Origin of the sequence: Streptomyces sp. NPDC058534 (assembly GCF_042717365.1) — a bacterium.
GTDB lineage: Bacteria > Actinomycetota > Actinomycetes > Streptomycetales > Streptomycetaceae > Streptomyces.
The window spans coordinates 1-24,251 of record NZ_JBHXNW010000007.1; the positions used below are offsets into that span (position 1 = coordinate 1).

The window sequence follows — 24,251 nt, forward strand, 5'->3', positions numbered from 1 at the left end:
GGGGGGGGGGGGCCCGCGGGGGGGGCGGCCGCGGCGGGGGGGGGGGCGCGGCGCGGGCGCGCGCCGCCCCCCCCCCCGGCGTTGTGGTGCCATGACGGCGTGCTGCCCCTGTCTCAGCCCAAGCCGGCGAGCAGTTCGTTGCACGCCTGCTCGCAACGTCGGCACGCCTCGGCGCAGACCCGGCAGTGCTCGTGCATGTCGGCGTGCGCGGCGCACTCGTCGGCGCACGCCTTGCAGACGGTGGCGCACGCCTGCAGGACGGCCCGCGTGATGTTGGCGTCGTAGCCCGTGTGCCGGGACAGCACCGACGCGGTGGCGTTGCAGACGTCGGCGCAGTCCATGTCGGTACGGATGCACTTGGTCAGATCGCCGACCATGCCCTCCGACAGGCAGGCGTCCGCGCACGCGGTACACGCCTGCGCGCAGGCGACGCACTCCTCGATGCACCTGGCCATGGCCTCCCGGTCCACCCCGCCCAGGTCGGCGGGGTAGGTGCGGAGCATGTCGTTGACGGTGGTGCTCATGGTGCCGCTCCTCTTCTGCTGTCGGCAGGGCACCGGGACGGCGCCCGTCGCCTCGGTACCGGCCGGGTATCACCGCAACGCCCACCGCAAACGGCCGCCCGTCTGCCACGGCAAAGGGAGCCCGGGCTTCGCGGGGCGCGCACAGGGATCAGTGCACGTGCGGTCCGCCCGTCATCCGGGGTTTGCCTTGGGGTACGAGCAGCAGGGCCACGGCCGCGGTGGCGGCGGCAGCGACCGCGGCCAGCGTGAACGCGTCGGTGAATCCGTCGGCCGATCCGCTCTCGAAACCGGTGGCCGCGACGGTGGAGACGACCGCCACGCCGATCGAGCCGCCCACTTCGTGGAAGGTGTTGACGACACCTGACGCCAGCCCGGCCTCGCGGTGCCCGACCATGGCGAGTGCCGTGGTGGTCGCGGTGACGAAGACCGCGCCCAGGCCGAGGGAGGCGATCACGAAGCCCGGGAGCAGCCCCGTGTACACGCTGCCCGTGTCCGAGAGCCGGGTCAGCGGCACGGTCCCGGCGGCGGCGATCGCCATGCCTCCGACGGCCATGACACGGCTGCCGATCCTGCCGACCAGACGGGAGCCCAGGTGCGCGCCGACGCCGGTGGCGAGAGCCATGGGCAGGAAGACCAGCCCCGTCTTCAGCGGGCTGAAGCCGCGCAGGTGTTGCAGGTAGACCGAGCCGAGGAAGAAGTAGGCGATCAGCAGTGCCGTGGCCATCAGCATCAGGAACGCCCCGGCGATGACGGGCCGCCGGGTGAACATACGCAGGTCCATCAGCGGAGCGTGGCTGATCCGCTCGGCCACGGCGAACAGCGCGTAGGCCATCACGGCGCCGGCCAGCGGGAGCAGGGTGGACGGGCTCCCCCAGCCCGAGTCTCCCGCCTCCACCAGGCCGTAGATCAGCGCGCCGGTGCCCGCGGTGACGAGCAGCGCTCCGGGCAGGTCGAGCCGGGCCGGTTGCGGGGCGCGGGCCGCCACGACCGCGGGGAGGGCGGCGAGTACGACGATGCCGACGGGGACGTTGACGTAGAAGACCCACTGCCAGCCGGGCCCGTCGGTGAGCGCCCCGCCGAGCAGTACACCGGCCGCGGCGCCGGAGCCGCCGAGGGCCGCCCACACGCCGAGGGCCTTGTTGCGTTCCGGGCCGTGGAAGGTGGTCGTGACGATGGAGAGCGCGGCGGGCGAGAGCAGGGCCGCGCCGACTCCCTGGGCGATGCGCCCGGCCAGCAGGGACGCGGCGTCGCCCGCAAGACCGCAGGCCAGTGACGCGGCCGTGAACAGGGCCAGTCCGGCCAGCAGGGTCCGGCGGGCGCCGAGGACATCGGCGAGGCGGCCGCCGAGCAGCATGAGACCGCCGAAACAGAGCGTGTACGCGGTGACGACCCAGGTCAGCGAGGCGCGGTCGAGGCGGAGATCGGCGGCCATATCAGGCAGCGCAACGTTCACGACGGTGACGTCGAGGATCAGCATGAACTGCGCGAGGCCGATGAGGGCCAGAGCGGTCCAGCGGCGTGGATGCGCAGGCGGGTGGGCGTGACCTGGCGGGTGTGACGTGCCGACGGTCGAGTGCGTCATTTCGAGTCCTTGGGCGTGGAGATCCTGCGGGCAGCGGACATGGCGAGCGCAGCGGTGAGGCCGAGCGCAGCGGTGAGGGCCCTGGAGAAAGGGCCGGCAGGCGGCCCGTACGACGCAGTGACGAGCGCGCCTACCGCACAGCACTCGCACTCGCACTCGCACTCGCCTCAGGGCCTAAACTGAACTGTACTGAATAGTTCATCTGAACTCAACTGTTCAGTACAGCTCGGTGATAGGCTCGGCGCATGAGTATGGGAGGGACCAAGCAGCCGCCGAGCGGACCGCGCGCCGCACTCAAGCGGCAGGCCATCGTCCGAGCCGCCCGCGAACTGTTCCTCCGGGACGGCTTCGGCATCGGCATGGACGCCATCGCCGCGGCGGCGGGCGTCTCCAAAGTGACGGTCTACAACCACTTCGGCAGCAAGGAAGCACTCTTCACCGCCGTGATCGCGGGCGCGCTGGACGAGTCCCTGACCGGGGAGCCGTCGGCCGCGCTCGCGAGACTCGCCGAGGCCGAAGACCTCCACGCCGCTCTGCTCGACGCCGCCCGACGATGGGTCCACTCGATCCGCACCAATGACGACGTCACCGCGCTGCGCAACCTCGTCGCCGCCGAAGCCCACCGGTTCCCCGAGCTGGGCCGGGGCTGGCAGCAGCACGGGCCCGAAGGCCATCACCCCGCCGTCGCCCACGCCCTGCGCACTCTCGCCGACCAGGGCCGCCTGGCCATTCCGGACCTGGAAACGGCCATCCTCCAGCTCTACGCGCTTCTGGTCTTCCCGCACATGGTCTTCGGCTCCTACGGCGCGCACATCGACGACAACCTCAGCGACCGGCTCATCGCGAGCGGTGTCGAGATGTTCCTGGGCTACTACAGCCCACAGCCCGCATGACGGACACTCGACCGACGTCCGCGTGAAAGCCGGGTCTGCGGCCGGCCCGACGCCGGGGTCGAGCCCGACACAGACACACGCACGCCCATATCGGCGCGCCACGTAATCACCGGCGACAGCACCGGGGGCCGGACGCACCCGAAGGCTCCCCCGCCCTCGGCCGACAGGGCGGCGTCACCCGGACACACTCCCTCCCCCGTCATCACCCTTGCGCACGCAAGGCTTGCCGGCTCGCCGACGTCGCGACCAGAACGACGACTCACCCAGACTTCCGGAATGGCTTCCGGAATACCCCGTGGGGGTATAGCGTTCCTTCGCGAGAGCAGAGATACCCCCCTGGGGTATTCAATTCGTTGGGGAGGGAACTGACGATGTCAACCGTCAATCCACGGCGCTGGTGGGCACTCGTCGTGCTGGCCACCGCACAGTTCATGGTCATCATGGACACCTCGATCATCGGGGTGGCCCTGCCGGAAATGCAGCGCGACCTGGGCTTCTCCCAGGGCGACCTGCAGTGGGTCTTCAACGCCTACGTCATCGCCTTCGGCGGGCTGCTGCTGCTCGGCGGCCGCCTGTCCGACCTGCTGGGAGCCCGGCGGGTGTTCGCAGGCGGCTGGATCGTGCTGATCGCCGGATCCGTCGTCGCCGCGGCGGCGAATACCGCCTGGGTGGAGGTCGCCGGCCGCGCCGTGCAGGGCGTGGGAGGGGCGCTGATCGCGCCCGCCTCCATGACGCTGCTGATGATGCTCTTCGGCCACAACCCCAAGGAACTCGGCAAGGCCCTGGCCCTCTACGGCGCCGCCGCCCCCGCCGGCGGCACCGCGGGCGTCTTCCTGGGCGGCGTGTTCACCGAGTGGGCGAGCTGGCCCTGGGTCTTCATCATCTACGTCCCCATCGGCATCGCGACCCTGGCCGCCACCGGGCTCCTGCCCGCCGTCGCGCGCAGCCGCGGCTCGGTCGACGTCCTCGGCGCCGTGTCCGTCACCGCCGGCCTGGCGCTCGCCGTGTTCGCCGTCGTCCGCGCACCCGAGGTCGGCTGGGGCGCCACCCAGACGGTGCTGGAACTCCTCGGCGCAGCTGTACTGCTGGCCCTGTTCCTCGTCGTGCAGAAGTCGGTGAAGGCACCGCTGATGCCGCTGCGGGTGTGGCGTACACCGGGCCTGGGCGTGTCCAATCTGGCGATGACGTTGCTGGGTGCCGCCTGGATCCCGATGTGGTACTTCCTCAACCTCTATCTGCAGCAGGTCCTGGGCTACGGGGCCTTCGCCAGCGGCGCCGCTCTGCTGCCGATGACGGGCCTGCTGATGGTCTTCATGACGCTCATCACCGCCCGCCTGCTGGGCCGCTTCGGCGCCAAGCCGCTGATCTCGGGCGGCCTGTTCGTCCTGGCAGCGGGCCTGGTCTGGCTGGCGGCGGTCGAGCCGACCGGCACCTTCGTCGTCGATGTCCTGCCGGCCTCGCTGGTCGCCGCGACCGGCATGTCGCTGGCCTACATCCCCGCCATGATGTCGGCGATCTCAGGCGTGCCACAGGAACAGGCCGGCCTGGCCTCCGGCATCGTCAACACCACCTACCAGGTCGGTTCCGCACTGGGGCTCGCCGCCCTGACCGCCCTGGCCACCTCCCAGGGCGCGGACCGGATCGGCAACCTGCCCGCCCTGACCGACGGCTTCAGCGCCGCTTTCATCGGCGCCGCGACCATCGCCGCCGCGGGCGGCCTGCTGACGGCAGTGCTGATGCGCAGCCGCTCGGCGCCCGGCACTGAAGAGCCCTCGGCGGTCGCCGGCAACGAATCCGTCAACGCCTGATCCATGGGCTGCTGTGCGTCCTGGCAACCGACGGGGCCGATCCGTGCTGACGATGTCGGCGCGGAACGGCCCCGTCCGCCTTTGGACGACCAGCGCAGGTCCTGTCGTCAAACTCCCGTCGTCCGCCCGAAGGGCGGGCCTCACGGCGTCAGGTGCGTGCTCTCGGCGCGCCGGTCCCTGAGCCTCGTACGGCATGTACTTGGATCGGGGCGCCCGGTGCCACGAGAGTGCCGCATGGCGTCGCGGGACAGCCGGGAGTTCGACGACAGGGCCTCGCTCTGTGCCTGGTCCGTCAGCGGAGGATGCGACCAGAAGCGGAGGCATCAGTCTCGGTGAGCGACTGGCACACGGCGCCGACGCCGACGCCGACCGTAGCCCGTCAAACCACGCGGCTTGAAGACCGACAAGACCACGGCACCGAGAAGAACGACCATCGCGGCTGCCGCATTGGCCACGAGCTGTATGCGCAGGCCGGCCAGTTCTCCACCGGCCGGCGTCGCCTGCGTCACCGCGCCAGCCATGTGACCGATGGGCTGCATGTGCACCAGCAGCACCAACGTCGCCAGGACGGTGATCAGCGGTTTCGCTGTCACCCAGTAATGCCGCAGCAGCCCCCAGGCAGTACCCAGCGACTGAACGAGACCGGTCAGCAGCGAGGCGACGCTCAGCGGGACCAGGACGCTCCAGCAGCGCCGAGCCGGCCCACCGGGACGGAGACATGGACGGTCAGCGCGACCTTGCGCACACGGGGCGGCATCACCGGCCGTGACCTGCCATTCCTCCGCCGGTCAGGTGAACGACCAGGAACAACACGACCAAGGCCACGACGATGCCGCCACATACCTTCACCCACATCGGCATTCCTGGTCCGGCGTCCGGGTGTCGAGAAGAGGAGGTCGAAGGCGTGTTCAGCGAGTCCTTGTCGGATGCCGAAGCTGTGGGATCAGACAGTCGATGCGCACCGCCGCGCCGTCCGCGAGGCGGTCCTGGACGCTGCCGGCGCGCTGGTGAGCGAGCACGGCCTGCGTGCGCTGACCATGTCGCAGATCGCCGAGCGAGCGGGCATCGGTCGCGCCACGCTCTACAAGTACTTCCCGGACGTCGAGGCACTCCTGCTCGCCTGGCACGAACGGCAGGTGGCAGCGCACGTCGCCGAGCTCGCCGAGGTCCGCGACCGCGACGGGTCCCCCCATGAGCGACTGCAGGCCGTGCTCGGGGCATTCGCGCTGATCGCCCATGAGGGACACAGCAATGAGCTGGCAGCCGTGCTCCACCAAGGGGGCCATGTCGAACAGGCCCAGCGGCATCTTCACGCCATCGTCCGCGACCTGCTCGCCGAGGTAGCCCGCGGCGAACTACGCGACGACGTCGCGCCGGAGGAGATGGCGACCTACTGTCTGCACGCGCTCACCGCAGCCGGCGCTCATGACAGCGAAGGAAATTGCTCAGTCGGCGGCCAAGGCATCGTGCGGGACGTGGTGCGGACTCGGCACGGCACAGGTGACGTTGGGAAGAGGGTGGGGGCGGGCCTGACGGCGCGCCCCCACCCTCTTGGGAAGCCTTCTCAGTTTGCTGCCTTGAAGCCGCGCAGTCGCAGGGAGTTGCCGACGACGAAGACGGAGGAGAAGGCCATGGCCGCTCCGGCGATCATCGGGTTGAGCAGCCCGGCCGCGGCGAGCGGCAGGGCGGCGATGTTGTAGGCGAAGGCCCAGAAGAGGTTGGACTTGATCGTGCCCAGAGTCTTGCGGGCCAGCCGGATCGCGTCGGCGGCAGCACGCAGGTCGCCGCGCACGAGGGTGAGGTCGCCGGCCTCGATGGCGGCGTCGGTGCCCGTGCCCATGGCCAGCCCCAGGTCGGCCTGGGCGAGCGCGGCGGCGTCGTTGACCCCGTCACCGACCATCGCCACCGATCGGCCCTCGCCCTGGAGGCGCTTGACGACGTCGACCTTGTCCTGCGGCATGACCTCGGCGATGACGTGCTCGGCGTCGATGCCGACCTCCGCGGCCACCGCCTCGGCGACGGCCCTGTTGTCGCCGGTGAGGAGGATCGGCGTCAGGCCCAGGGCGCGCAACCGGGTGATGGCTTCGGCGCTGGTCTCCTTGACCGCGTCGGCGACCTCCAGGACCGCCCTGGCCTCGCCGTCCCAGGCGACGACGATCGCGGTGCGCCCCGCGGCCTCCGCTCCGGCCTTGGCTCGTGCCAGTGCGACCGGCAGTTCCATGGCCCACTCGGCGAGGAGCTTCTCGCGGCCCACGAGGACGGCGTGGCCCTCGACGATGCCCTGGACGCCCAGTCCGGGGACGTTCGCGAAGTCCTCCGGGGCGGGCAGGGGGCCGACCCGCTCGGTGGCGCCTGCGGCCACCGCCTGAGCGATGGGGTGCTCGGAGGCGTGCTCCAAGGCGCCGGCCAGGCGCAGTACGTCTGTCTCGTCGGTGCCGTCGGTGGTGTGCACGGCGAGCAGCGTCATGCGGCCGGTGGTGACGGTGCCGGTCTTGTCCAGGACGATGGTGTCGACCTTGCGGGTGGACTCCAGGACCTCGGGGCCCTTGATGAGGATGCCGAGCTGGGCGCCGCGCCCGGTGCCGACCATCAGCGCGGTCGGTGTGGCCAGGCCCAGGGCGCAGGGGCAGGCGATGATCAGTACGGCCACAGCCGCGGTGAACGCGGCGGTCAGCCCCGCGCCGTTGCCGAGCCAGAAGCCCAGCGTGCCCAGCGCCAGGGCGATGACAACAGGGACGAAGACTCCGGAGATGCGGTCGGCGAGCCGCTGCGCCTGGGCCTTGCCGTTCTGCGCGTCCTCGACCAGCTTCGCCATCCGCGCGAGCTGCGTGTCGGCGCCGACCCTGGTGGCCTTCACGATCAGGCGGCCACCGGCGTTCACGGTCGCCCCTGTGACGCCGTCCCCGGCACCGACCTCCACGGGCACGGACTCGCCGGTGAGCATCGACGCGTCCACGGCCGAATTACCCTCGACGACCGTGCCGTCGGTGGCGATCTTCTCGCCCGGCCGGACCAGGAAGTGGTCCCCGACCTTCAGCTCCCCGACCGGGATCTGCTCCTCACGGCCGTCCCGCACCACGGTGACGTCCTTGGCGCCCAGTTCCAAGAGAGCCTTCAGCGCGGCGCCGGCCTTGCGCTTGGAGCGGGCCTCGAAGTAGCGACCGGCCAGGATGAATGCGGTCACTCCAGCGGCGGCCTCCAGGTAGATGTTCCCGGCGCCGTCGGTGCGGGCGATGGTCAGCTCGAAGGGGTGGGTCATGCCCGGGGTGCCCGCGCTGCCGAAGAACAGCGCCCACAGCGACCACAGGAACGCCGCCGACGTGCCGACCGAGATCAGCGTGTCCATGGTCGCCGCACCGTGCCGGGCATTGGTGAACGCGGCCTTGTGGAACGGCCAGGCGGCGTACGTCACCACCGGCGCCGCCAGCGTCAGCGACAGCCACTGCCAGTACTCGAACTGCAGCGCCGGCACCATCGCCATCGCGATCACCGGAACGGCCAGCACCACGGCCGCCACCAGCCGCTCTCGCAGGGGCCGCAGCTCGTCGGCCGGCTCGGCGCTCTCCGTACCGGGCGCGGACTCGGACCGAACCGGCTCGGGCTCGCGGGCCGTGTAACCGGTCGCCTCGACCGTGGCGATCAGCTCCGGGACGGACACGTCACCGGCGTAGTGGACTTTGGCCTTCTCCGTGGCGTAGTTGACGGTGGCAGTGACCCCGTCCATCCGGTTGAGCTTCTTCTCGATCCGGGCGGCGCACGAGGCGCAGGTCATGCCGCCGATGGCGAGTTCCACCTCGGCTGTGTCGGGGACCGTGGTAGCCATCACTACTCCTCGGGCTGGTCGGGGCAACGGAAAAGTCTGGGAGAAGGGGGCCGGGCCCGCGGGTGGGCCCGGCCGGTGTGCGGGCCCTTCAGGCCGCGCGGCCGGCGAGCTCGTACCCGGCGTCGTCGACGACCTTGGCCAGCAGCGCGTCGTCGGGCTCGTCCGCCGTGGTGACGGTGACCTGGCCGGCTTCGAGGTCGACGTCGACCGCCAGCACACCGTCCACGGCGCCGATCTCCTTGGTGAGCGTGGCCTTGCAGTGCCCGCAGGTCATTCCGGAGACGTTGTAGACGGTGGTGGTGCCCGCGGTGGCCGTAGCCGTGCCGGTGCCGGTGCCGGTGCCGGTGGAGCAGCTTCCGTCAGGGGTGCAGCAGGACATGGTTCCTCCTAGATTGGCCGATCATGTACCCCTGGGGGGTACTGCCGTTGCTCTCCATGTATACCCCCTCGGGGTATCATTCGCAAACATCGACGGCCCACTTGCATATACCCCCATGGGGTATATAGTCGGCGCTGGTTCCAGCAGAAGCGGCACCACCGGAAGAAAGGGCACGTCATGAACACCGGCGTAAAGATCACCGTTTTCGCTGCCGCGCTCGCGGTCACCTTCGGCACTGCCTACGGGGTCGGCGGGGCGTTCGGCCCCGTCGCCGGGGACCCGGAGCCGGCGGCGCACGCGGAGCACGACCGTTCGGGACCGTCCGGCCACAGCGGACACGCGGACGCGGCCCCCGCGGGCCTTCAGATCTCCGAGGCGGGGTACACCCTGGACCTCAAGACCCCTCGCGTGACCGCGGGCGAGAAGAGCGAACTCCGCTTCGCCGTCCGCGACCGGGACGGACGGCAGGTGACCTCCTATCGGCGCGAGCACGGCAAGGAGCTCCACCTCATCGTCGCCTCACGTGACCTGGTCACCTACCGCCACCTGCACCCCACGCGGGCAGCCGACGGCACCTGGAGCACTCCCGTCGACCTGCCCGCCGCCGGCACCTACCGGGTCTTCGCCGACTTCACCCCCGCCGCCGAGGGCGCCGCCAACCTCACCCTGGGCGCGGACCTCGCGGCCTCCGGCACCTACAAGGCACCGCCCCTGCCCGAACCCGCCAACACCACCAAGACCGACGGCTACACCGTCACCCTGAACGGCGACCTGCGCCCCGGCAAGGCGAGCGACCTGACCCTCAGCGTCAGCCGCGACGGCCGCCCGGTCACCGACCTGGAGCCCTACCTGGGCGCCTACGGCCACCTGGTCGCCCTGCGCTCCGGCGACCTCGCCTACCTCCATGTCCACCCGAACGGCGAACCCGGCGACGGCGCCACCAAGCCCGGCCCCGCCGTCTCCTTCACCGCCACCGCGCCCAGCGCCGGAACGTACCGCCTCTTCCTCGACTTCCAGCACAACGGCACCGTCCGCACCGCCGCCTTCACCGTCCACACCGGAAACGTCACGCCCGACAGCACACCGAAGCCGGCGTCCAGTGACAAGCACAGCGACAGCAACCACCAGCACTGACTCTGCGAGCGGGACGGAGGAGAGGCCGATGGCCAGTTACAGCAGTCGAAAAGAGGACGTACTCAAGCGGCTACGGCGGATCGAAGGGCAAGTCCGCGGACTGCAGAGGATGGTGGAAGAGGACACCTACTGCATCGACGTCCTCACCCAGGTCTCCGCCACCACACGCGCCCTGCAGTCCTTCGCCCTGCAGATGCTCGACGAGCACATGGACACCTGCGTACGCACCGCCGTGGCGGACGGCAGTGGCGCCGGCGACATCAAGCTGAAGGAAGCCGGCGACGCCATCGCCCGCCTCGTGCGCTCCTGAGGTGGGCGGCCGCGCGCACGAACGTGGGGCGGCCAGCCTCTCGTCAGAGCGGCTGGCCCTCGAAGGGGCCGCCGGATCCGGGCTCGAACGTCGTGCCGAGGTAGTACTGCCCCCTCAGGTCCTCCCTCAGTGGGTGCGCCCTCATTCGCAGGGCGGACGTGGTCCGCCGTAGCGGACGACGCGTGGTCGCCGGGTCCAGGGCCAGCATGTGCGTCATGACGACAGGGACCGCCCTTCTCCCCGCCTCCGCACCCGCGCCTGTCTGGGCTCGCCGCGCCGCCCACGCCATCGCTCTGTGCGCCGTCCCGTCCGGTCTGTGGCGCATCGCCATGGCATCCGGTGTCTATGTGGGCTACAGCGACCAAGTGCTGCGCGACGTCTTCGACATCCCGGGCTGGGGCATCGCATACGTCGTCGGTCTCTCCGTCCTCACCGAGCTGGCCGCTCTGTTTCCGCTGCTGCTCGTCAGCGACCGGTGGCGGCCGCTGCACCCCAGGGTCGTCACCCCGCTGGCCTGGACCGCCTCGGGCGTCCTGGTACTGGTGGCGCTGTGGCAACTCGTCGTCGCCTTCACCGTCGAGAGCCAGACGCACATGTCGAGCGGTACGGCACAGACCGTCTGGGGGTGCGCTTTCGCCCCGCTGTTCGCCATCCCGGCCCTGATGACCGCGGTGACCTGGTCGTACGCGAAGCGGCACCGGGCACGGGGACGGGCATGACCCCTACCGCGTCCTTGTCTTCGGCCAAAACCGTTCAACCGCTTCCCGGCCCGACAAGGGTGAATCGCGTGGGAAGATGTCGGCCGTGACCGATTCGTCGTCCTTGGTTGTCGCCGAAGGCAAGGCTCCCGAGCGCGGGGTGGGTTCGCGGGGGGCCGTTGCGCTTGTGTTCGGGTCTTCCGCCGCGGTGCTGGTGGTTGAGATCGTTGCTCTGCGGCTGCTGGCTCCCTATCTCGGGCTCACTCTTGAGACCAGCACCATGGTGATCGGCATCGCTCTCACGGCGATCGCCGTCGGGTCCTGGCTCGGGGGGCGCCTCGCCGACCAGGTCGATCCGCGTCGGCTCATAGGGCCCTCGCTCGGGGTGTCGGGAGCGGTCGCGGGGCTCACCCCCGCCGTGCTGCGCACCACCGCGGAGTGGGCGCCGACGGCGCTGTTGTTCATCGCGTCGCTGACCATCCTCGTGCCGGGCGCGCTGTTGTCCGCGGTGACGCCGATGGTGACGAAGTTGCGGCTCACCAGCCTTGCCGAGACCGGGACCGTCGTCGGCCGGCTGTCCGGCGTCGGCACCGTCGGTGCCATCTTCGGCACCGTGCTCACCGGGTTCGTCCTCGTGTCGCGGTTGCCGGTCAGCGGCATCCTGATCGGCCTCGGGACCCTGCTGGTGGTCGGGTCGGCGCTGGTCGAGTGGCGCACGCGCGGGTGGAGCGGCGCCCCTGCCCTGGCCCTCGTGGTCATCGCCGGGGGTCTCGCCACCGCGGTCGCGCCCGGTGGCTGCGACGCCGAGACCCGGTACCACTGCGCGCGGGTGGTCGCGGATCCCGAGCGGGACAGCGGGCGCACGCTGGTGCTGGACGGTGTGCGGCACTCCTACGTCGACCTCGATGATCCGACGTTCCTGGAGTTCGAGTACGTGCGCGCCGTCGCGTCCGTGGTCGACTCCGCGTTTCCCAAGGGTGAGCCGCTCGCCGCTCATCATCTGGGCGGTGGCGGGCTCACCTTTCCCCGGTACCTCGCCGCCACGCGGCCCGGGACGCGCAGCCTCGTGTCCGAGATCGACAGCGGGGTCGTGCGCATCGACCGGGAGCGACTCGGTCTGAGGTCGGTCGGCGGTATCGACGTACGCGCCGAGGACGGCAGGCTCGGCCTGCGGCGGCTGGACACCGGCAGTCGGGACCTCGTCGTCGGCGACGCCTTCGGGGGCGTCAGCGTGCCGTGGCACCTCACCACGGTGGAGGCGATGACGGACGTACGGCGGGTGTTGAGGGAGGACGGGCTCTACGTCGCCAATCTCATCGACCACGGTGGGCTGGACTTCGCGCGTGCCGAAGTGGCCACCCTCGGCGAGATTTTCGAGCATGTCGCCCTCGTCGGCGAACCCGGCGACATCGGCCTCGACCCGGGCGCCACACCCGAAGGCGGCAATCTGGTCGTGCTCGCCTCCGACCGGCCCGTCGACCTGCGCGCGACGCAGAAGGCGCTGGACGCCCGGCGGACCGGCTGGAAGATCGCCGACGGGGGCAGGCTCACCGCCTGGATCGGCGATGCCCAAGTGCTCACCGACGACTACGCACCCGTCGACCAGCTCCTTCAGCCCACCCGCACGCGGCGCGGCCAGTGACCTGACGCCCGTCCGGATGCCGCAGACGGCCAGTCAGCGGATGGGGGCCGGCATGGGCGGGGCACGGGCCACGGGCCACGGGCCACGGGCCACGGCCACGGCCACGGCCACGGGCCACGGAAAGGCTGCCCCGGCCACCCTCACCCCGCCAGCAGAACCTTGAGCGTCCACGCGGCTTAGGTCGGGGGGCGCCTCCGACGATGACGCAAGTGGACGACGGCAGCGCGCGTCAGTCGCTCCCGGAGCGGCAGAAGGGGCCGGGCCCGATTCCCCTGGAGGGAACGGGCCCGGGCGCGTCTCGTCGGGTCGGTCAGGCGTTGGTGTTCCTGTTGCGGCGGCGGGTGATGATCACCGCGCCGGCGCCGAGGACGAGTGCCGCGCCGCCCGCGAGGGCGATCTTCGGCAGGGCGTCGTTCGAGCCGGTCTGGGCGAGGGAGCCGGTGCCGGTGCCGCTGGACGTGTTCACCGGGGTGGTGGAGGTGCCGCCCTGTCCGGTGGGCTTGTTGGGATTGGCCGGCTTGTCCTTCGGGTCCTCGGGCTTGCCCGGGTCACCGACACCGTCGCCGTCCTTGGGCAGGATCTGGAAGGCGTGGTCGTTCAGGTCCGGGTAACCGCCGCAGGAGTGGTCGTCGTTGAGGTAGTCGGCCGTGACGTAGACCGAGCCCTGTCCGGCCAGGACGTCCGCGTCGACCTTCAGGCGCAGCTTGACGTCGACCGAGGTGTTCGCCTTGAGGGAGCCGAGGGACGTGCCGCCCAGCAGGCCGGCGTCGCGCCACTTCGGGTTGGCGGCGGTGGACCACTCCAGGTCGAGATAGGAGTCCAGCTCCTTGTAGCCCTTGGTGTCGAAGCCGTGGACGGACGCGAACGGGTACACCTCGTCCATCGTGCTGCCGGTGCCGTTGGTGACCCGGAGCGTGAAGGTCTCCGTGGTGCCGCCGACGACCTTGTCCGGCAGTCCGCTGACGACGGCGGTGAGCTCGGGCTCGGGGACGCAGTCGCCGACCGGCTCCTCGCCCTCCCCGGCCTCGGCGTCCGCGAGCGCCTTCTCCGCGTCTTCCAGCTTCTTCTTGGCCTCGTCCCGCGCCTTCTGGAGGAGGCCGATCTTGCGCGTCTGGGCGACGCGTTCGTCGTCGTGGGCGGTCTGCGCCTCGGTGACCGCGGTGTCGGCGGCGGTCTTGGCCTCCGCGGCCTCCGTGGCGGCGGTCCTGGCCTCGTCCAGCGCCGTCTGCGCCGCCGCCTTGTCCTCGTCGGTGGTGGCGGCGTCCAGCTCGGCCTGGGCGTCCACGACGGCCTGGTCGGCCTCGGTCTTGGCCTTGGCGGCGGCCTCGGCGGCCTTCTCGGCCTCGATGAGCGCGGCCTTGGTCGGGTAGGTCTCCTCCTCCAAGCCCTCCGTGAGGAACTTGATGGCGTCGCTCACCGCGATGACTGCGGCGTCGTACTCCTTCTGCGCGCGTTCGACGGCCTGCTTCAGCTCTTCGACCGTCGGCTTCGCCTTCTGCGTCTGCGCGGCGGGCTTCTCGTCGGCGAAGGCGGGCGCCGACGACAGGAGGACGACCGGGGCGGTCACGGCGGCGGCGACGGCGGTCGCGAGAACACGGCGAATCTTCACATGGACCCCTGGTCGGGTGGCGAAAGGAAGCGAGGGGCGTCGCGCTCACGGAATCTTCACGCGGTGCGACGCTCCGGCGATGGTATGACCTGCTTGATCGAGGTCACAGGGGGTTTCTCGCGCCCATGCCGGAAAAGCCTCCACGACGCATGAACAAACGGCACTTACGGGCACAGTTGCCTTCGTAGGCCGCACTTTTTGTGTGAGCCATGTCATCACCCGTGGCGGCCACCCCGCTTCAGGTGACGGCGAGTTCCGCGGCGCCGAAGGAGACGTCGAAGCGGTCGCACCAGATGCTGACGCTGCTGTAGCGGGCCGGATCGACGTCGGCGGGCACTGCGTAGTTCTGGCTGCCCTTGTTGCCCTTGAGCTTGCCCAGGCCGACGTGCTTCCCGTCGTCGAAGACGTGCCGGCCGGGCCGCCCCTCCTTGACCGGTGCGTCGGTCAACAGGACGCGCAGATCGGGGCCGTTGCTGGTGTCGAGGTCCTCCACCCGCACCACATGCGAACCGTCGGCCAGCCGCACGAGTTTCACCGTGCCGGACGTCGCGTGCTCGTGGCTGATCAGCTCGCCGCTCGCCAGGGTGACCGGCTCGGCCGGGGGAGGGGTGGAGGGCTTTTCGGACGACGACGGCCCCTCGGCGGGGACGCGCGAAGTGTTCACGTCCACCGTGACGGGCAGCGCCTCGTGGACCGTCTCGTCCTGCCACAGCTTCCACGGCTGGAACCAGTACAGCCCGAAGCCCGCCCCGGCGACCGCCACCAGCAGCACGCCGGCCAGCCACGGCCCGACCCTCGCGCTTCGTCCACGCCCCATACCGTCCGCCTCCCGGGGAGAATTCCGTATCGCTTCCGTATCGCGTCCATTCAACTGACGGAGCGGCCGGGCAGCGTCGTTCGGCGGATGACGAAATCCTTACGTCCCACGGTGGGGAGCAGGAGGCCACCGAGGTCCCGTCGAGCTGTCCAGGAACTTCTCCGGGATTGTCCGTGATCCGTAACGGACGGATCCCGTGCTCTCTTCTCCTCGTCCTGCCAGGTGGACCCGGGTTACCGAGGTTCGTCGGTGAACTGCGGGAAGGCGGGGCGGGCATGGCGCGGCACAGTGGTGGACGGGGCTGGTACGGCAAGCTGGTCGGGGCCGCGCTCGGCGTGACGATGCTCGCCGTCGGTGCCTCGGTGTGGACCGCGCAGGCCGATGCCGTGGGCAGTTCGGCGCCGCAGGCGTCCAGGTCGCCGGCTGCGGTGAAGCCGGTCGACGTGACCATCGCGCACGCCTCGGACGCGGGGGCGCGCGGCGTGAACATCACCATCGACGACGGGCCCGACCCGGCGTGGACGCCTCAAGTGCTCGACCTGCTGGAGGAGTACGGGGTGAAGGCCACGTTCTGCGTGACGGGGACGCAGGCGCAGGCCCACCCGGACCTCGTGAAGAAGGTCGTCGCGGCCGGGCACCGGCTGTGCGACCACTCGGTGTCGCACGACACGGCCATGGACAAGAAGTCCGAGGCGTACCAGTCGAAGGAGATCCTCGACGCCGAGCGGATGATCATCAAGGCGTCGGGCGGCGTGCGGCCGATGTACTACCGGGCCCCCGGCGGCGCCTTCACCCCCTACAGCCGAAAGCTCGCCGCCTCCCACGGGATGCGTCCGCTGGGCTGGAACGTGGACACCAAGGACTTCGAGCGGCCGGGCACGGACGCCATCGTCGAGACGGTCCAGCGGGAGCTGGCGAACGGGCCGACGCTCCTCTTCCACGACGCGGGCGGCGACCGTTCGCAGACCGTCGAGGCCCTGCGTCGCGTCCTTCCCTGGCTTGCGGAGCAGGGGTACTCGTTCGGGTTTCCCGTGCGTTGATCCCGGTCGGTCTGCCCGAGCGGACCTCAGAGGGTTGAGTCTGCGGCTCCCGTCCCGCCGGCGCGGCCGGCGTGGTGGGCGGTGACCGTCCTGCGGTCGGGGTCCACGCCGGTGACCTTCGCGAGCCGCACTTCGACCCCGGTGTCCGCGAACATCTCGCCGAGCGACCGGGGCCTGAGCTGCCGGCCGACCGCGAGCTGGTGCATCCGGACCCGTTCGACGAAGTCGGGCTCGGCGTTGACGAGGGTGATGGCGACATCCTCGCGGCGCAGTCGCTTCGCGAGGCGCCCGGCGGCGATGGCTCCGGTGTAGCCGGCGCCCAGGACGACGATGCGGTGCTGCATTTCCCTGCTCCTTGTCTCCGGGGTCCGACGGTCTCCGGGGTCCGGAGCCCTTCGGCGGGTTCGCCCCTTGAACCGGGCGGCCCGCCGTTTCCTGACAGGAGCAGGGCGTGATGCGCGTCACATACGAATGGGTGTGGGTCAGAAGGCGTTGAACAGGGTTCTCCGCGGTCGGTGGACGCCCAGCGCCGGGTGGTGCGTTCGAGCTTGTCGGGGTTGACCTGGTTGCGGAACCCGGCGATGCCCTCGGGGGTGATCTCCAGGCACATGACCCCGATGACCCGGCCGTCCACGACCGCCACCACGGCGGGGTCGCCGTTCGCGGTGTCGGCGTAGATCCCGACCGTGCCGCCGGCCAGGGCGCGCTTGGCCTTGCCGGGCTTGAACAGGCCCCGCATGAACGTCGCCACCGCGCGGGCGCCCTCGAACGCCTTGGCCCGGGCCGGAACCTTTCCGCCGCCGTCGCCGATCGACACGGCGTCCTGGGTGAGCAGGGCGACGAGCGGTTCGGTACGGCCGCTGGTGGCCGCGGCGAGGAACTCCTCGACGACCCGCCGGGCGGCGGCATCGTCGATCTCGGTACGGGCCTTGCCCTCGGCGACGTGCTTCTTGGCGCGGTGGAAGATCTGCTGGCTGGCGGCCTCGGTGAGGTCGAGGATCCCGGCGATCTCCCGGTGCGCGTAGCCGAACGCCTCGCGCAGGACGTACACCGCACGCTCGCCCGGGGACAGCCGCTCCAGCAGGGCGAGCACCGCGAAGGAGACCGACTCACGCTGTTCGGCCGTGTCGGCCGGGCCGAGCATCGGGTCGCCGGCGAGCAGCGGCTCGGGCAGCCACTGACCGACGTAGGTCTCCCGCCGGGCGCGGGCCGAAGTGAGCTGGTTGAGGCACAGGTTGGTGAGCACCTTCGTCAGCCAGGCCTCGGGGACCTCGACCCGGTCGACGTCGGTGGCCTGCCAGCGCGGATACGTCTCCTGCACGGCGTCCTCGGCCTCGCTCGCGGAGCCGAGGAGGCGGTAGGCGATGGCCTCCAGACGGGGCCTGGACGCCTCGAACCGTTCCACGTCGTTCATGGTCAGGGCCATGGGCCGGATCCCAGCGGCCGCGGCGCGCGGACGGTCGGCGCCTGGTCACCGCTGGCAGTGCGGGCACCACACCGTGCCGCGGCCGCCCACGCGGGAATGGCGCAGGTGGGTGCCGCAGCGTGGGCAGGTGGGGTCCGGGGTGTCGCGGTGGCCGGTGAGCCAGGAGTCGCGGGGCGGGACGCGGCCCGCGGGGACGGCGGAGCGCAGGGTGCGGCGCATGTGCGTGTAGAGGCGGCGGCGGTCGGGCTCGGTGAGGTCGCTCGCCGGGCGGGTGGGGTGCAGGTGGGCGCGCCACAGGATCTCGTCGGCGAGCAGGTTGCCGAGGCCGGCCAGGACGGACTGGTCGGTGAGGGCGGTCTTGACGCTGCCGCGCCGTGCGCCGAGCGCGGCCTCGAAGTGCTCCCGGTCCACCGTCATCGCGTCGGGTCCCTGGTGGTCCAGGAGCCGGGCGACGTCGGACTCGTCGTGGGCCAGCCACAGGCCCCGGAGCTTGCGCTGGTCGCGATAGCGGAGCTGGCGGTCGCGGGACACGGTGAACAGGACCCGGTCGTGCGGGTCGGCGGGGTCGTCGGGGCGGTGGCAGAGCAGCAGGCCCGTCATGCCGAAGTGCAGCAGCACGGTGGGGCCGCCGGTGCGCGCGAGCAGCCACTTGCCGTGGCGTTCCGCCTTCGTGAAGCGCCGGCCCTCCAGCTCCTCGCGCAGCCGCCGGGCGCTCACTCCGCGCAGGACCCCGGTGTCGCGCACCTCGACGCGCTGGACGACCCTGCCGCCGGCGCAGGATTCGAGCACCCTGCGGAATCCCTCGACGTCGGGCAGCTCCGGCACGCGGGCCTCCTCCCGGAACGCGGGCCACCTCGCCCGGCCCCGGTCCCATGGTGCGCGCGCCGCGGGCTCCGTGCATCGTGCCGCCGCGGGCTCCGTGCAGCACGCCGCCGCGGGCTCCGTGCATCGGGCCGCCGCGGGTCGCCTATCTTGGCGCCCATGCAGGCATACACGATCGGCCAGGCGGCCCGGCTGCTCGGCGTCAGTCCGGACACCGCGCGCCGGTGGGCGGACGCGGGGCGGGTGACGACCCACCGCGACGAGGGCGGCAAGCGGCTCATCGACGGCAAGGACCTGGCCGCCTTCTCCGTGGAACTCGCCCAGAGCGGCAGCGGCGAGGAGGACGCGTCCTACACCTCGGTCCGCAACGCCTTCCCCGGCATCGTCACCGCGATCAAACTCGGTGACGTGGCGGCGCAGGTCGAGATCCAGGCCGGCCCGCACCGGCTGGTGTCGCTGCTGACGCGCGAGGCCGTGGAGGAGCTGGGCCTGGAGGTCGGGATGGAGGCCACCGCCCGGGTGAAGTCGACGAACGTGCACGTCGACCGGGGCTGAGCGGGGCCCTCCCGGCGCGGTGGCAGGCGCTGGACCTCGGCGTACCGTGACCGTTCAGTGCGCCGTGACCGTCCGGCGGTGCCGTCGAGGGCGACGGCGAGGAGGACGGGGGCGCGGCCGAGTCCGGGTCGATCTCCGCCCAGGACAGCAGCGCGTGGTGGCCGTCCGCGCCGCGTACGGCGATCAGGAAGCGGAGCCGGTCCTTGCGGCGGGCGGGGTCGAAGGCCGGAGCGGCGGCGGTGAGGACGTCGTGCAGGAGCGGCCCGGTGAAGCGGTGGTGCCGGCTGCCGCTGGTGGCGCACTCGAAGGCGACCTGGGCCGTGTGCTGGGGCCAGGCCGCGAGGTCGGGGACGGTCAGGCGGGCCGGGCGGCCCAGGTCGCCGGTGATGACGACGATACCCGGCCGGGCATCCCGTACAAACGCACATGCCATGCCAGAGATGGGTTGCGCCTGCTCATGCGAAGTAACAGGAGACTTCCGGGTGGCATCTGCGGCATTATCATCGGCGTAAGCGCAGCCAGCCCAGCAGGATCAGGACCAGAGGGAGTGGACCCGTGATGACCCGTTCCGCGCGCCGGACCCGTCGCACCGTGCAGGTGGTGGGGGCGAGCGCCGCCGCGCTGCTGGCGCTGAGCGCCTGTTCGTCCTCCGACTCGGACTCCGGTTCGGGTGAGAAGTCCGAGGGCTCGGCCGGCGGTTCGGAGCAGCTCTCCGGGACGGTCAACGTCTTCGCCGCGGCCTCGCTCACGGAGAGCTTCACCGAGCTGGGCGAGGAGTTCGAGAAGCAGCACCCCGGCACCAAGGTCGTCTTCAACTTCGGCGGCAGCGACTCGCTCGCCGCGGGCATCACCAGCGGCGCCCCCGCCGACGTGTTCGCCTCCGCCAGCCCCAGGACCATGAAGGTCGTCACGGACGCCGACGCCGCCTCCGGGACGCCGGCCACCTTCGTCCGCAACCGGCTGGAGATCGCCACCCTGCCGGGCAACCCCGACAAGATCGCCTCCCTGAAGGACCTGCCCGGGTCCGGCCTGAAGGTCGTGCTGTGCGACAAGTCGGTGCCGTGCGGGGCCGCCGCCGAGAAGGCCCTGACCGCCGCGGATCTCGATCTCACCCCGGTCTCCTACGAGGAGGACGTGAAGTCGGCGCTGAACAAGGTGGTGCTCAAGGAGGCCGACGCCGCGGTCGTGTACAAGACCGACGTGCGGGCGGCCGGTGACAAGGTGGAGGGCGTGGAATTCCCCGAAGCGGCCGACGCCGTCAACGACTATCCGATCACCCTGCTCAAGGACGCGCCCAACGCCGAGGTGGGCGAGGCGTTCATCGAGCTGGTGCGCTCCGCCGAGGGCCAGAAGGTGCTGACCGAGGCCGGGTTCACCGCACTGTGACCCCACCGCCCAGGAGTGCGCGGGTGAAGGGCGGGGCTCCCCTGCCCCTGCTCGTGCCCGCGCTGATCGGCCTGGCCTTCCTGGTGCTGCCGCTGGTCGCCCTGCTGATCCGGGCGCCCTGGGCGAGCATGCCGGAGCTGCTGACCAGTACCGAGGTGTGGCAGGCGCTGCGGCTGTCGCTGATCTGCGCCACGGCGGCGACCGTGGTGAGCATGGTGATCGGCGTGCCGCTGGCCTGGCTCCTTGCACGGGTCGAGTTCCCCGGGCGCGGTCTCGTACGGGCCCTGGTGACGCTGCCACTGGTGCTGCCGCCGGTGGTGGGCGGTGTGGCCCTGCTGATGGCGCTGGGCCGCAACGGGGTCGTGGGGCAGTGGCTGGACTCCTGGTTCGGGATCACCCTGCCGTTCACCACCACCGGCGTCATCCTCGCCGAGGCGTTCGTGGCGATGCCCTTCCTCGTCATCAGCGTCGAGGGCACCCTGCGCGCCGCCGACCCCCGCTACGAGGAGGCGGCCACCACCCTCGGCGCCTCCCGCTTCACCGCCTTCCGCCGGGTCACCCTGCCGCTGATCGCGCCCGGCATCGCCGCCGGCGCCGTGCTGGCCTGGGCCCGGGCGCTCGGCGAGTTCGGGGCGACGATCACCTTCGCCGGGAACTTCCCCGGCCGCACCCAGACCATGCCGCTGGCCGTCTACCTCGCCCTGCAGAGCGACCCGGAGGCGGCCATCGCCCTCAGCCTCGTACTGCTGGCCGTGTCCATCGCCGTACTCGCCGGACTGCGCGACCGCTGGATGACCGCCTCATGACCGGGACCGAGAAGCCGCCCGCGTCCGGCACCCCCGCGCCCCGCGCCGACGGGCTGGACGCGCGGCTCGTCGTCGAGCGCGGGGACTTCCGTCTCGACGTGACGCTGACGGCCGCACCCGGCGACGTGGTCGCCCTGCTCGGCCCCAACGGCGCCGGCAAGACCACCGCCCTGCGCGCCCTGGCCGGCCTCGTCCCGCTGTCCGACGGCCATCTCCGCCTCGACGGACGCGAGTTGGACCGTACGCCGACGGAGTCCCGGCCCGTCGGCGTCGTCTTCCAGGACTACCTGCTCTTTCCCCACCTCACCGCGCTGGACAACGTGGCCTTCGGACCGCGCTGCCACGGCGCGGGCAAGGCCGAGGCACGGGCCCAGGCGGCGGTCTGGCTCGACCGGATGGGCCTGTCCGAGCACAAGGGCGCCAAGCCGCGCCGGCTCTCCGGCGGCCAGGCCCAGCGCGTCGCCCTCGCCCGCGCCCTGGCCACCCACCCCCGGCTACTGCTCCTGGACGAGCCGCTCGCCGCCCTCGACGCCCGCACGCGCCTCGACGTCCGCGCCCAACTCCGGCGTCACCTGGCCGACTTCGAGGCCGTGGCCGTACTCGTCACCCACGACCCGCTGGACGCCATGGTCCTCGCCGACCACCTCGTCGTCGTGGAGGACGGCCGGGTCGTCCAGGAAGGCACCCCGTCTCACATCGCCCGCCACCCGCGCACCGACTACATCGCCCACCTGGTCGGCCTCAACCTCTACCGGGGGCGGGCCGAGGGGCATGCGGTACGCCTCGACGACGGGCCCGCGATCACGACCACCGAGGACCTGACCGGGCCGGTGTTCGTGGCGTTCCCGCCCAGCGCGGTCACCCTGCACCGGGACCGCCCCACCGGCTCCAGCGCCCGCAACCTGTGGCGCTGCGAGGTAGCCGGACTGGAGACCCACGGCGACCAGATCCGCGCGGACCTCACCGGCGAACTCCCCCTCGCCGCCGACCTGACCACGGTCGCCGCGGCCGAACTCGACCTGCGTCCCGGCGGCACCGTCTGGGCCACGGTCAAGGCCACCCAGACGCACGCCTACCGCGACTGACGACGTAGGCCCCGCGTCGGGTCGGCGCGGGGCGTACGCCTCGGCCGATGTTCCCGGCCGGGTCAGGCCGCCTCCAGCTGAGGCTCCGGCTGCTTCGCCGGCACCGCCGCGCCCGTCGGCTGCCACCCTCTCGTGGTCCGCGCGTAGCCGTGGATGACCGAGGCCATCGCGAGCAGGAGGAGGGGGCCGAACACCAGCGGGTGGCGGGCCATGTCCAGCGAGAGATAGCGGGTCGACGCGAGGATCGCGGCGAATACGAGCGCCCCGTGGGCGACCAGCTGAATTCCCGCCCGGTCCCAGCCGCGGTCGAACGAGCGCAGGGCCGCCTCGACCGTGACGGCGAACACCACACCGGCGACGAGGTCGATGCCGTAGTGGTAGCCGAAGCCCAGCGTCGCGCTGAGCGTGGCGACGAGCCAGAACGTTCCTGCGAAGCGCAGAATCCTCGGTCCCTTCCGGGAATGCAGGAAGATCACGGTGGCCCACGCCGTGTGCAGGCTGGGCATGCAGTTGCGCGGGGTGATCCCGTCGTACGCCACCGCGGCGGGCGCGCTGATCGGCGGCGGCGTGTCCGGCCACAGGGTGGCGATCGCCCACTGCTCGCCGCCGGTGCCGAAGGCCCCGGTGCCGTAGGTGAAGATCGGTCCGACCACGGGGAAGATCATGTAGATGCCCGGCCCGAGCAGGCCGATCACCAGGAAGGTGCGCACCAGGTGGTGGCGCGGGAAGCGGCGCTCGGCGGCGACATGACGCAGTTGGTAGAGCGCCACGACGACCGCGGCCACCGCGAGTTGGACGTAGACCCAGTCGAGGACGTGCTCACCGGCCGGGCCCGAGGCCCTGACCACCCGGCCCACCAGCCACGAGGGGCTGCCCAGCGCGTGATCGGCGACCGCCACGTACGGGTCCAGCACCTTCGGGTGGGTCTTCGCGGTGATTAGCAGCCAGGCGTCGCCCGTCTTGCGGCCGGCCACCAGCAGCAGGCCGAGCCCGACGCCCTTCAGCAGCAGGACCCGTTCCCGGCCGGTGCGGCGCGTGACCGCGACGACCGCGCAGCCGAGGACCACCCACAGCGCGCCGTTGCCGAAGGAGTGGCTGCCGGACACGGTGGCGCCCGCCGCCCAGCGCACCAGCGCGAAGACGATGTCGATGCCGACCGCGCAGGCGGCCGCGACGAAGCGCTGACGCCAGGTCAGGACCACCATCGTCAGCGCCAGGCCGGCGTAGAGCAGTGGTCCCGAAACGGGGGCGAACACCACCTCTTTCGCCTGGTTGGTGATCGGCCCCGGCAGGCCGTAGCGACGCGCGGCGATCTCCAGCGCGACGAGGAACGCGAGAGCCGCCACACCCGCCACGGCCCAGAGTCTTGCGCGCGGCTGACGCCAACGTATGCGCGAGGGTATCCGTGATGGCATGTATCTCAATCTTTATTCTGTTTGCGTCTTTTTACTGATTTGCGCGAATAACGACCTTTCGGTCGACGGGAGGGTTACCAACCCGTCAGCACAAGAAGACGAATGTATTACTGCGCGGGTTGCCAGGCGAAGCCGTCCGGGTCGTCGAACGGCGCGGTCTCCCCGGCGAGTACGAGGCGGTGCGAGCCGGTGCCGTCGGCGGCGACGCCCGCGACCTTGGCGAGGCCGCGCCGCTTGTAGAGGGAGAGCTTGACCGTGCCCGGTTCGGTGGCGAACTCGACGTACTTGCCCCCGAAGCTCTTGCCGACGCTGAGCCCGCGCTCGACGTAGAACTGCTTGCTGGCCTTCACGTCCTCGACGCCCAGCAGGAGCACGATCTCGTCGAACTCCCGCGTGACCGGGCCGGTGTCCTTCTTCTTCGAGGTGGCGAGCTGCCAGATCGTGCCGTCCGGCGCCTGGACGACGCCGCCGTAGCCCCACAGGGACTTCGCGGCGGG

21 protein-coding genes and 5 pseudogenes are annotated in these 24,251 nt (G+C 71.4%); 12 read left to right on the top strand and 14 right to left on the bottom strand.

What is annotated here, in order from left to right:
- Positions 1-113: 113 nt before the first annotated feature.
- The gene (locus ACFWR9_RS05635; protein ID WP_383835972.1) at positions 114-524 is read right to left on the bottom strand and encodes a four-helix bundle copper-binding protein; all 411 of its coding nucleotides are present in this window, start codon (positions 522-524) and stop codon (positions 114-116) included.
- A 148-nt stretch (positions 525-672) separates the two neighbouring features.
- Positions 673-2,106 (bottom strand): MFS transporter, encoded by a 1,434-nt coding sequence (locus tag ACFWR9_RS05640; RefSeq protein WP_383835975.1) that lies wholly within the window; start codon positions 2,104-2,106, stop codon positions 673-675.
- Between the two features lie 245 nt (positions 2,107-2,351).
- On the opposite strand from ACFWR9_RS05640, the gene ACFWR9_RS05645 reads away from it, so the two are divergent.
- The gene (locus ACFWR9_RS05645) at positions 2,352-2,999 is read left to right on the top strand and encodes a TetR/AcrR family transcriptional regulator (RefSeq protein ID WP_383835978.1); all 648 of its coding nucleotides are present in this window, start codon (positions 2,352-2,354) and stop codon (positions 2,997-2,999) included.
- 371 nt (positions 3,000-3,370) lie between these two features.
- Positions 3,371-4,807 (top strand): MFS transporter, encoded by a 1,437-nt coding sequence (locus tag ACFWR9_RS05650; RefSeq protein WP_383835981.1) that lies wholly within the window; start codon positions 3,371-3,373, stop codon positions 4,805-4,807.
- 323 nt (positions 4,808-5,130) lie between these two features.
- Here ACFWR9_RS05650 and ACFWR9_RS05655 read toward each other — a convergent pair whose 3' ends face one another.
- Entirely contained in the window at positions 5,131-5,400 is a 270-nt protein-coding gene (locus ACFWR9_RS05655; RefSeq protein WP_383835984.1) for a hypothetical protein, read from the bottom strand.
- Between the two features lie 333 nt (positions 5,401-5,733).
- Here ACFWR9_RS05655 and ACFWR9_RS05660 point away from each other — a divergent pair.
- Positions 5,734-5,916 (top strand): annotated as a pseudogene (locus ACFWR9_RS05660) (TetR/AcrR family transcriptional regulator); the annotation flags it as partial.
- Between the two features lie 455 nt (positions 5,917-6,371).
- Here ACFWR9_RS05660 and ACFWR9_RS05665 read toward each other — a convergent pair.
- Together ACFWR9_RS05665 and ACFWR9_RS05670 are read right to left on the bottom strand one after the other, a co-directional pair.
- A complete protein-coding gene (locus tag ACFWR9_RS05665) occupies positions 6,372-8,630 on the bottom strand; it encodes a heavy metal translocating P-type ATPase (protein ID WP_383835987.1) in 2,259 nt (752 codons plus the stop codon).
- 88 nt (positions 8,631-8,718) lie between these two features.
- Complete coding sequence (locus ACFWR9_RS05670; RefSeq protein ID WP_383835990.1) at positions 8,719-9,009, bottom strand: heavy-metal-associated domain-containing protein; 291 nt, start codon at positions 9,007-9,009, stop codon at positions 8,719-8,721.
- Between the two features lie 177 nt (positions 9,010-9,186).
- Between ACFWR9_RS05670 and ACFWR9_RS05675 the strand changes: the two genes are divergently transcribed.
- Positions 9,187-10,143, top strand: a complete 957-nt coding sequence (locus tag ACFWR9_RS05675; RefSeq protein WP_383835993.1) for a hypothetical protein — start codon at positions 9,187-9,189, stop codon at positions 10,141-10,143.
- Between the two features lie 28 nt (positions 10,144-10,171).
- Positions 10,172-10,453 carry a metal-sensitive transcriptional regulator gene (locus ACFWR9_RS05680; protein WP_383835996.1) on the top strand — a complete coding sequence of 94 codons (282 nt, stop codon included), beginning with the start codon at positions 10,172-10,174 and terminating at the stop codon, positions 10,451-10,453.
- A gap of 43 nt (positions 10,454-10,496) precedes the next feature.
- On the opposite strand, the gene ACFWR9_RS05685 is transcribed toward ACFWR9_RS05680, so the two are convergent.
- Positions 10,497-10,670, bottom strand: a complete 174-nt coding sequence (locus ACFWR9_RS05685; RefSeq protein WP_383835999.1) for a hypothetical protein — start codon at positions 10,668-10,670, stop codon at positions 10,497-10,499.
- On the opposite strand from ACFWR9_RS05685, the gene ACFWR9_RS05690 reads away from it, so the two are divergent.
- Positions 10,660-11,172, top strand: coding sequence for a hypothetical protein (locus ACFWR9_RS05690; RefSeq protein ID WP_383836002.1), 513 nt, complete (start codon positions 10,660-10,662; stop codon positions 11,170-11,172). The two genes, ACFWR9_RS05685 and ACFWR9_RS05690, sit on opposite strands and share 11 nt — an antisense overlap.
- 76 nt (positions 11,173-11,248) lie before the next feature.
- Complete coding sequence (locus tag ACFWR9_RS05695; RefSeq protein ID WP_383836005.1) at positions 11,249-12,793, top strand: fused MFS/spermidine synthase; 1,545 nt, start codon at positions 11,249-11,251, stop codon at positions 12,791-12,793.
- A gap of 310 nt (positions 12,794-13,103) precedes the next feature.
- Here the strand turns inward: ACFWR9_RS05695 and ACFWR9_RS05700 are convergent, their stop codons facing one another.
- A complete protein-coding gene (locus ACFWR9_RS05700; protein ID WP_383836008.1) occupies positions 13,104-14,402 on the bottom strand; it encodes an LPXTG cell wall anchor domain-containing protein in 1,299 nt (432 codons plus the stop codon).
- A gap of 238 nt (positions 14,403-14,640) precedes the next feature.
- Positions 14,641-15,219, bottom strand: a complete 579-nt coding sequence (locus ACFWR9_RS05705) for a DM13 domain-containing protein (RefSeq protein WP_383836011.1) — start codon at positions 15,217-15,219, stop codon at positions 14,641-14,643.
- Between the two features lie 275 nt (positions 15,220-15,494).
- Between ACFWR9_RS05705 and ACFWR9_RS05710 the strand changes: the two genes are divergently transcribed.
- A complete protein-coding gene (locus ACFWR9_RS05710; RefSeq protein ID WP_383836014.1) occupies positions 15,495-16,259 on the top strand; it encodes a polysaccharide deacetylase family protein in 765 nt (254 codons plus the stop codon).
- Positions 16,260-16,306: 47 nt separating this feature from the next.
- Here the strand turns inward: ACFWR9_RS05710 and ACFWR9_RS05715 are convergent.
- The 3 genes and pseudogenes from ACFWR9_RS05715 to ACFWR9_RS05725 form a co-directional block, all read right to left on the bottom strand.
- Positions 16,307-16,603 (bottom strand): annotated as a pseudogene (locus ACFWR9_RS05715) (oxidoreductase); the annotation flags it as partial.
- A gap of 155 nt (positions 16,604-16,758) precedes the next feature.
- Positions 16,759-17,685: pseudogene (gene sigJ, locus ACFWR9_RS05720) on the bottom strand (RNA polymerase sigma factor SigJ); the annotation flags it as partial.
- A gap of 45 nt (positions 17,686-17,730) precedes the next feature.
- Positions 17,731-18,510, bottom strand: coding sequence for an Fpg/Nei family DNA glycosylase (locus ACFWR9_RS05725; RefSeq protein ID WP_383836017.1), 780 nt, complete (start codon positions 18,508-18,510; stop codon positions 17,731-17,733).
- A gap of 156 nt (positions 18,511-18,666) precedes the next feature.
- On the opposite strand from ACFWR9_RS05725, the gene ACFWR9_RS05730 reads away from it, so the two are divergent.
- The gene (locus tag ACFWR9_RS05730) at positions 18,667-19,062 is read left to right on the top strand and encodes a helix-turn-helix transcriptional regulator (protein ID WP_361357045.1); all 396 of its coding nucleotides are present in this window, start codon (positions 18,667-18,669) and stop codon (positions 19,060-19,062) included.
- Between the two features lie 77 nt (positions 19,063-19,139).
- On the opposite strand, the pseudogene ACFWR9_RS05735 reads toward ACFWR9_RS05730, so the two are convergent.
- Positions 19,140-19,495: pseudogene (locus tag ACFWR9_RS05735) on the bottom strand (molybdopterin-dependent oxidoreductase); the annotation flags it as partial.
- A 125-nt stretch (positions 19,496-19,620) separates the two neighbouring features.
- Here ACFWR9_RS05735 and modA point away from each other — a divergent pair.
- Genes modA through ACFWR9_RS05750 form a run of 3 tightly spaced genes read left to right on the top strand, consistent with a single transcriptional unit; the run spans position 19,621 to position 22,339 of the window.
- Positions 19,621-20,448: a molybdate ABC transporter substrate-binding protein gene (gene modA, locus ACFWR9_RS05740; protein WP_383836021.1), complete on the top strand. Its 828-nt coding sequence runs from the start codon at positions 19,621-19,623 to the stop codon at positions 20,446-20,448.
- The gene (gene modB / locus ACFWR9_RS05745; protein ID WP_383836023.1) at positions 20,445-21,254 is read left to right on the top strand and encodes a molybdate ABC transporter permease subunit; all 810 of its coding nucleotides are present in this window, start codon (positions 20,445-20,447) and stop codon (positions 21,252-21,254) included. Before modA ends, modB begins: the two co-directional genes overlap by 4 nt.
- Entirely contained in the window at positions 21,251-22,339 is a 1,089-nt protein-coding gene (locus ACFWR9_RS05750; RefSeq protein WP_383836027.1) for an ABC transporter ATP-binding protein, read from the top strand. Before modB ends, ACFWR9_RS05750 begins: the two co-directional genes overlap by 4 nt.
- Positions 22,340-22,401: 62 nt before the next feature.
- Here the strand turns inward: ACFWR9_RS05750 and ACFWR9_RS05755 are convergent, their stop codons facing one another.
- Together ACFWR9_RS05755 and ACFWR9_RS05760 are read right to left on the bottom strand one after the other, a co-directional pair.
- Positions 22,402-23,754, bottom strand: coding sequence for a phosphatase PAP2 family protein (locus ACFWR9_RS05755; RefSeq protein WP_383836029.1), 1,353 nt, complete (start codon positions 23,752-23,754; stop codon positions 22,402-22,404).
- Between the two features lie 107 nt (positions 23,755-23,861).
- Positions 23,862-24,251: pseudogene (locus ACFWR9_RS05760) on the bottom strand (glyoxalase); the annotation flags it as partial.

Bases quoted from the DNA above. Each gene is read 5' to 3' on its own strand.
- ACFWR9_RS05635 (WP_383835972.1), bottom strand. From the start codon at position 524: ATGAGCACCACCGTCAACGACATGCTCCGCACCTACCCCGCCGACCTG.
- ACFWR9_RS05640 (WP_383835975.1), bottom strand. From the start codon at position 2,106: ATGACGCACTCGACCGTCGGCACGTCACACCCGCCAGGTCACGCCCAC.
- ACFWR9_RS05645 (WP_383835978.1), top strand. From the start codon at position 2,352: ATGAGTATGGGAGGGACCAAGCAGCCGCCGAGCGGACCGCGCGCCGCA.
- ACFWR9_RS05650 (WP_383835981.1), top strand. From the start codon at position 3,371: ATGTCAACCGTCAATCCACGGCGCTGGTGGGCACTCGTCGTGCTGGCC.
- ACFWR9_RS05665 (WP_383835987.1), bottom strand. From the start codon at position 8,630: ATGGCTACCACGGTCCCCGACACAGCCGAGGTGGAACTCGCCATCGGC.
- ACFWR9_RS05670 (WP_383835990.1), bottom strand. From the start codon at position 9,009: ATGTCCTGCTGCACCCCTGACGGAAGCTGCTCCACCGGCACCGGCACC.
- ACFWR9_RS05675 (WP_383835993.1), top strand. From the start codon at position 9,187: ATGAACACCGGCGTAAAGATCACCGTTTTCGCTGCCGCGCTCGCGGTC.
- ACFWR9_RS05680 (WP_383835996.1), top strand. From the start codon at position 10,172: ATGGCCAGTTACAGCAGTCGAAAAGAGGACGTACTCAAGCGGCTACGG.
- ACFWR9_RS05690 (WP_383836002.1), top strand. From the start codon at position 10,660: ATGTGCGTCATGACGACAGGGACCGCCCTTCTCCCCGCCTCCGCACCC.
- ACFWR9_RS05685 (WP_383835999.1), bottom strand. From the start codon at position 10,670: ATGACGCACATGCTGGCCCTGGACCCGGCGACCACGCGTCGTCCGCTA.
- ACFWR9_RS05695 (WP_383836005.1), top strand. From the start codon at position 11,249: ATGTCGGCCGTGACCGATTCGTCGTCCTTGGTTGTCGCCGAAGGCAAG.
- ACFWR9_RS05705 (WP_383836011.1), bottom strand. From the start codon at position 15,219: ATGGGGCGTGGACGAAGCGCGAGGGTCGGGCCGTGGCTGGCCGGCGTG.
- ACFWR9_RS05710 (WP_383836014.1), top strand. From the start codon at position 15,495: ATGGCGCGGCACAGTGGTGGACGGGGCTGGTACGGCAAGCTGGTCGGG.
- ACFWR9_RS05730 (WP_361357045.1), top strand. From the start codon at position 18,667: ATGCAGGCATACACGATCGGCCAGGCGGCCCGGCTGCTCGGCGTCAGT.
- modA (WP_383836021.1), top strand. From the start codon at position 19,621: ATGACCCGTTCCGCGCGCCGGACCCGTCGCACCGTGCAGGTGGTGGGG.
- ACFWR9_RS05750 (WP_383836027.1), top strand. From the start codon at position 21,251: ATGACCGGGACCGAGAAGCCGCCCGCGTCCGGCACCCCCGCGCCCCGC.
- ACFWR9_RS05755 (WP_383836029.1), bottom strand. From the start codon at position 23,754: ATGCCATCACGGATACCCTCGCGCATACGTTGGCGTCAGCCGCGCGCA.